The sequence below is a fragment of the Nocardia vinacea NBRC 16497 genome, assembly GCF_000308835.1.
Classification (GTDB): Bacteria; Actinomycetota; Actinomycetes; order Mycobacteriales; family Mycobacteriaceae; genus Nocardia; species Nocardia vinacea.
This window is the reverse complement of record NZ_BAGN01000145.1, coordinates 1-5,840: the sequence shown is the minus strand read 5'-3', so window position 1 is coordinate 5,840 and position 5,840 is coordinate 1. Positions and strand designations below refer to the sequence as shown.

Genomic DNA, 5,840 nt, shown 5'->3' with positions numbered 1-5,840 from the left:
CCAGGCTGCGGGTGGTGATGAGCGGCGTTCGAATCGTGCGCGGGGTTCGGCGGCAACGGCGGGCCGAGCCGGTGGCGCTTCGGACAGGCGTGTCGATGCGCCGAAAGGTCGCGGGCGGCAAAAGGATTCGGCAGCGCACGGCGATCCGGTGCGGCTTGCGGCGCGGGATGTGTTGCGGGCGGTACGGGAGCGGGAGGCTTACGCGAATCTCGTGCTGCCAGGGCTGCTGCGGGAGCGTCGGATTTCGGGGCGGGATGCGGCGTTGGCGACAGAACTGACCTACGGGGCCTGCCGTTCGCTCGGGCTGCTGGATGCGGTGATCGCGGCGGGTGCTGGGCGGCCGGTTGACGAGATCGATGGGCCGCTGCTGGATGTGCTGCGGCTCGGGGCGTATCAGTTGCTGCGCACCCGGATCGGGGCGCATGCGGCGGTGGATACGTCGGTGGCATTGGCGCGCACGGAGTTCGGTGCGGGCAAAGCGGGTTTCGTGAATGCCGTGCTGCGGCGGGCGGGGGAGAAGTCCGTCGACGAGTGGGTGGATGAACTCGCGCCGCGAGATCCGGTGGGCCGGTTGGCATTCGAATTCGCGCATCCGGTGTGGATCGCGCAGGCATTCGCGGATGCGCTCGGCGCGCGGGCCGGGGAGCTGCGGGACGTGCTGGCAGCCGACGATGCTCGTCCGATCGTGCATCTGGTAGCTCGTCCCGGCGATATCACCGCCGAGGAACTGGCCCTGGTGACGGGCGGCGAAGAGGGCAAGTGGTCGCCGTACGCGGTCTACCTCGAAGGCGGCGGCGATCCGGGCAAGCTGGAGCCGGTCCGCGAAGGTATGGCGGCAGTACAGGACGAGGGCAGTCAACTCGTCGCGCTCGCGCTGACCCGAGCAGAACTGGAAGGTACGGACAACGGCCGCTGGCTCGATCTGTGCGCCGGACCCGGTGGCAAGGCGGCACTGCTCGGCGCGATCGCTGCAATCGACGGCCATCGCGTGGACGCGGTGGAACCGGCCGAACACCGTGCCGAGCTGGTCCGCAAGACCGTTCACGATCTGCCCGTCGACGTGCACGTCGCCGACGGCCGCAACAGCGGCCTCGCTCCTGGCTACGACCGGATCCTCGTAGACGCCCCGTGCACCGGCCTCGGCGCACTGCGTCGCCGCCCGGAGGCCCGCTGGCGGCGCACGCCCGCCGACGTCGCCGAACTGGTCATCCTGCAACGCGAACTCCTCGCCGCCGCATGGGATCTCCTGCGCCCCGGCGGCGTAGTCCTCTACTCGACCTGCTCCCCACACCTCTTGGAGACCGTCGCGGTTGTCGCCGATGCTGCCCGCCGCACCGGCGCCATCCAACTCGACACCCGCGACCTCCTCCCCGGCGTCAGCGATATCGGCGATGGGCCGGGCGCCCAACTCTGGCCGCACCGCCACGGTACCGACGCCATGTTCCTGGCCGCCTTGCGCAAGCCTCTCGAGTAGCTCCTGACCCCAGGTGGCAAGTCCACACTCCGAGGCGACATTCGTCCAAGACTCGGGCAGGTCGGCGGCGCAGACTGATCGCATGGCGATGACATGGGCGCAGGTGGTGGTGCTGGCGACCGAACTTCCCGAGGTGGCGGAATCGACGTGGTGGCGCAGTCCCGCGCTGAAGGTGAGCGGTAAGGGGTTCGCGCGGTTGCGGTCGGAGGCCGAGGGGGGACTCGTGCTGCTGTGCGAGATGGCGGAGAAGGAGGCCATGCTCACCTCCGGTGACCCGGCCTTCTACACCACCCCGCACTATGACGGATATCCCTACATCCTCATCGACCTCGACCGGATCGAGCCCGATCAACTCCGGGAGCTGCTCGACGCCGCCTGGTGGTTGTCTGCGCCCGCGAAACTCCGCAAACAGCAGGCGCGCTGACTCCGTTCAGTCGCGGGCCGACTGTTCGCGCAGGCGGGCAAGGGTTTTTGCAAGAATGCGCGAAACGTGCATCTGCGAGATACCCATGCGCTGGGCGATCTGGGTCTGCGTCATCGATTCGAAGAACCGCATGGTCAGGATGCGGCGTTCGCGTTCCGGAAGTCCGGCGAGCAGCGGACGGATCGCGACATACTCTTCCACCCGGTCGAATTGGGATTCCTCCTCGCCGAGCGTGTCCAGCAGCGATGCCTCGGTATCGCGGCCGAGTGAGGCGGCGTCGATGGAGCTCGGCTGGTAGGCGTTGCCCGCGATGACGGCCTGGGTCACCTCGTCGGGATCCACATCGAGTTCGGCCGCAATCTCTTTCGCGGTCGGGGAGCGGCCGAGGGATTGCGAGAGCGCGTCGATGGCCGCGCCGATGCGCAGATGCGTCTCCTTCACCCGTCTCGGTACCCGCATGGCCCAGGTGTTGTCGCGAAAATAGCGACGCACCTCACCCATGATCGTCGGCACCGCGAAGGACAGGAAGTTCGAGCCGCGCGAAATATCGAAACGGTCCACCGCGTGCACCAAACCGACCCGCGCCACCTGCGTGAGATCGTCGAACGGCTCACCGCGCCCACTGAATTTGCGGGCGATGTGATCCGCGAGCGGAATGCACCGGCTGATCAGCTCGGCACGCAATGCGGTATGCCGCGCGGTACCCGGTTTGCTGGCGGCGAGCTGCTCGAACAGCGCACCGACATCGTCGTAACCCGCACCGGACGCCTGGAGGGTTTCGACTTCCTCGGCGGCCTCTTCGGTCAGCACGGGTTCGGCATCGTCGTCTCGCTCGGCGTTGGACACGGTTTTCTCGTCCGCCACTACGCTTTCCCCCGGACCCGACGGAACTCCACCGTCGTCGGATATCCGGATGCGGCCGAGTCGAATGGGTCCTGTGTCGCTTGTACTTCATCGGTGAGGGTACGCAGCACATGCCAGCCGAAGCTGCGCTGATCCGGCAGCCCCTCCGTTCCCGCGAGGCCGGTGACCTTGACGAGCAATTCGGTGTCACCCACCGTGAACCGGCAGTGCAGGCTGGTCGCCGGTGCTGCGACCGCGATCAGCGTCGAGCACACCTCGTCCACGGCCAACCGGATGTCGGCCACCTCGTCGAGGGTGAAATCGCTGAGCAGCACCAGTGTTTCGGCGAGCCCGCGCACGATCGGCAGCTGCGTCACCGACGCAGCCACCCGAATCTCCACCGGGGTGCTGTAGAGCCCCTGTTCCGCCGAAATGTTGATCACCCTATGCAGGCTACCCACTCCCGGCCGGAGCAACCCTAGGTACCGGTAAGCTCCCGCGATGTGTCCTCTTCGACGTTTACGCGCCCGACCACGCCGATGATCGCCCCGTCCATCCTCTCCGCCGACTTCGCACGCCTCGCGGATGAGGCGAATGCAGTGCAAGGTGCGGATTGGTTGCATGTCGATGTGATGGACGCACACTTCGTGCCGAATCTCACTCTCGGACTCCCGGTGGTCGAAAGTTTGTTGAAGGCCACCGACATTCCGCTCGACTGCCATCTGATGATCGAGGATCCGGCCCGCTGGGCTCCGCCCTACGCGGAGGCGGGTGCGTACAACGTCACCTTCCATGCCGAGGCGACCGACGATCCGATCGCGGTCGCGCGCGATATTCGCGCGGCCGGCGCCAAGGCCGGTCTTTCGGTGAAGCCGAATACGCCGATCGAGCCGTATCTGGAAATCCTGCGCGACTTCGACACACTGCTGGTGATGAGCGTGGAGCCGGGCTTCGGCGGACAGTCGTTCATTGCGGGTGTGCTGGAAAAGGCGCGGATCGTGCGTCGACTGGTGGACGCGGGCGAACTGCGGTTGATCGTGGAAATCGACGGCGGCATCAATGCCGACACGATCGAGGCCGCCGCGGAAGCGGGCATCGATTGTTTCGTCGCCGGATCTGCGGTCTACAACACCGCTGATCCGGGTGCGGCCGTGGAAAAGCTGCGGCAGCAGGCCGCGGCGCTGCGCAGCTCCTAGGACGCGAATCTCCTAGCGGGCGGGCACTTTCCGGCTGCCGATGGCACGCGTCGCCTCGATCACCGCGTTGAGCGGTGGCAGGGTCGTCGCGTTCTCCGGCGGCTGGATCCACGTGCGATAGCCGGTGCGCTCGTCATCCGGTGAGGGCAGCACGACCTGGCTCCCCGTGCAGGCGACGGTCGCGTAGAGCCGGAACAGCTCCGCGGAGATGGCCGCGCTGAGGGTATCGGGTCGGACGGGGCCGGTGATGAAGGTCCAGCGCCTGGCTCGCGGATGGTGCACCACCGGTGCCGCGATCTGCGCCTGGGTGAGCTGCTGCTGCACCTGTTCGCCCAGCTCTGCGGGCATCGTTATAGCGCCGTAATGGGTGCCGATATGGAGGAGGATGCGGCGGGACGTCGGGTCGATCGATGCCGGCATATGGAATTCACGTCGGTATTGCACACAGCGAACTTCCAGCGTCGAATCGACAAGAGTGGTCACGCAACACCCCCATAAGTGTCGAACCTGATTTGACCCACTGCTGTATCCAGCTTCCTCGAGTGGTGGATTTCCCTGGGTCGAACTCGCCGGACCGCGTCGGGACCGGGTCGAACCGTTCCGCACTGAACTGCTCGAGTCGAAGTTGAACGATAGGAATCAGCTACATAACAATCTTGCGACCATTTTCGGGCCCGCGCAAGGTTTTGGTGTAAGTGTGTCTCGGCTGGGTATTACTACCTGTTCGACTCTATGCGCGATGGATGAAATCGATTCGTGTGGTCACGAAAATGGGAATGAATAAATGTCGTCGGCGGGGAAGCGGCGACTTTTTCACACGGCAGTGCACTATTTCGCTTCGAAAAATAATTGCCGCTGGTTCGGCGCGGCCTGAGGTGCCCTGCGGTCTGCTTCCCCAGGGGCTTGCCGAGCCACGGTATCGACCGACCGCTGGTTGGAACCGCGGTGTCGTCTACGACCCGGCGTCGTTAGGCTGAGGAGGGATCGGCGTACCGACGGGAATAGTCGTCGGATCCCGGGTGTTCGGCAACCGTAGAAACGACGCGACAGGGAGTCAAGGCATGTTCACAGGCATCGTCGAGGAACTCGGCGAGATCGTGGCCACCGAAGAGTTGGCCGATGCCGCTCGGCTGACGATCCGGGGCAAGCTGGTCACTTCCGATGCCGGACACGGTGATTCGATCGCCGTCAACGGCGTCTGCCTGACCGTTGTCGACGTGGTCGACGGCGATTCGTTCACCGTGGACGTGATGCAGGAGACGCTGAACCGCTCCAGCATCGGCGGACTCGGCACGGGTTCGCGGGTGAATCTCGAGCGTGCGGCCGCACTGAACAGCAGGCTCGGCGGCCATTTGGTGCAGGGCCACGTCGACGGCACCGGCACCGTGCTCGCGCGCACGCCCTCGGAGAACTGGGAGGTCGTGCGGATCTCGTTGCCCGTCGCGATCGCCCGCTATGTAGTGGAGAAGGGTTCGATCACCGTCGACGGTATCTCGCTGACCGTCTCGGGCCTCGGTATCGCCGACGCGCCCGCCGCCGACGGCAATCGCGACTGGTTCGAGGTCTCGCTGATCCCGACCACCCTGTCCATGACGAACCTCGGTGCCGCCGCCGTCGGTACCAAGGTGAACCTGGAAGTCGATGTCATCGCCAAGTACGTCGAACGCCTCCAACAGCGCGGCTCTGTCTAATTGCCGCGCCTGCTGCGCGGCGTGTTCGCGGCCCCCGGATGTCTCGCGTCCGACCCTTTCGAGCGACCTGCAAGCAGTCGCTGGCGGCGCGGTCGAGACTCGCGACTGCGTCGCATGCGCCTCGACCGCTCGGACGCGAGACGGGCCGCGAACGTCGCTCGTAAGGCTCGCTCCGTGGTGGCTGGTCGGGCGGCTCAGCGTCGGCTTATAGC

The 5,840-nt window shown here is 66.0% G+C and carries 7 protein-coding genes; 4 read left to right on the top strand and 3 right to left on the bottom strand.

Translation table 11 applies throughout. The features are described from left to right. The first annotated feature begins 148 nt into the window (after nucleotides 1-148). Nucleotides 149-1,474 (top strand): RsmB/NOP family class I SAM-dependent RNA methyltransferase, encoded by a 1,326-nt coding sequence (locus ON44_RS19580; RefSeq protein ID WP_040692117.1) that lies wholly within the window; start codon nucleotides 149-151, stop codon nucleotides 1,472-1,474. 82 nt (nucleotides 1,475-1,556) lie between these two features. Further along, nucleotides 1,557-1,898, top strand: coding sequence for an MmcQ/YjbR family DNA-binding protein (locus ON44_RS19575; RefSeq protein ID WP_040692116.1), 342 nt, complete (start codon nucleotides 1,557-1,559; stop codon nucleotides 1,896-1,898). A gap of 6 nt (nucleotides 1,899-1,904) precedes the next feature. On the opposite strand, the gene ON44_RS19570 is transcribed toward ON44_RS19575, so the two are convergent. Together ON44_RS19570 and ON44_RS19565 are read right to left on the bottom strand one after the other, a co-directional pair. Next, a complete protein-coding gene (locus ON44_RS19570; RefSeq protein ID WP_373283178.1) occupies nucleotides 1,905-2,708 on the bottom strand; it encodes an RNA polymerase sigma factor SigF in 804 nt (267 codons plus the stop codon). 53 nt (nucleotides 2,709-2,761) lie between these two features. Beyond that, nucleotides 2,762-3,184 carry an ATP-binding protein gene (locus tag ON44_RS19565; RefSeq protein WP_040692115.1) on the bottom strand — a complete coding sequence of 141 codons (423 nt, stop codon included), beginning with the start codon at nucleotides 3,182-3,184 and terminating at the stop codon, nucleotides 2,762-2,764. Nucleotides 3,185-3,280: 96 nt separating this feature from the next. Here ON44_RS19565 and rpe point away from each other — a divergent pair, with 96 nt between their 5' ends. Continuing rightward, entirely contained in the window at nucleotides 3,281-3,937 is a 657-nt protein-coding gene (gene rpe, locus ON44_RS19560) for a ribulose-phosphate 3-epimerase (RefSeq protein WP_040692114.1), read from the top strand. A gap of 12 nt (nucleotides 3,938-3,949) precedes the next feature. Here rpe and ON44_RS19555 read toward each other — a convergent pair whose 3' ends face one another. Continuing rightward, on the bottom strand, nucleotides 3,950-4,420 hold the full coding sequence (locus tag ON44_RS19555; protein ID WP_040692111.1) for a hypothetical protein: 471 nt from the start codon (nucleotides 4,418-4,420) through the stop codon (nucleotides 3,950-3,952). A gap of 578 nt (nucleotides 4,421-4,998) precedes the next feature. Here ON44_RS19555 and ON44_RS19550 point away from each other — a divergent pair. Next, nucleotides 4,999-5,628, top strand: coding sequence for a riboflavin synthase (locus ON44_RS19550; RefSeq protein ID WP_040692108.1), 630 nt, complete (start codon nucleotides 4,999-5,001; stop codon nucleotides 5,626-5,628). Nucleotides 5,629-5,840: the final 212 nt, after the last annotated feature.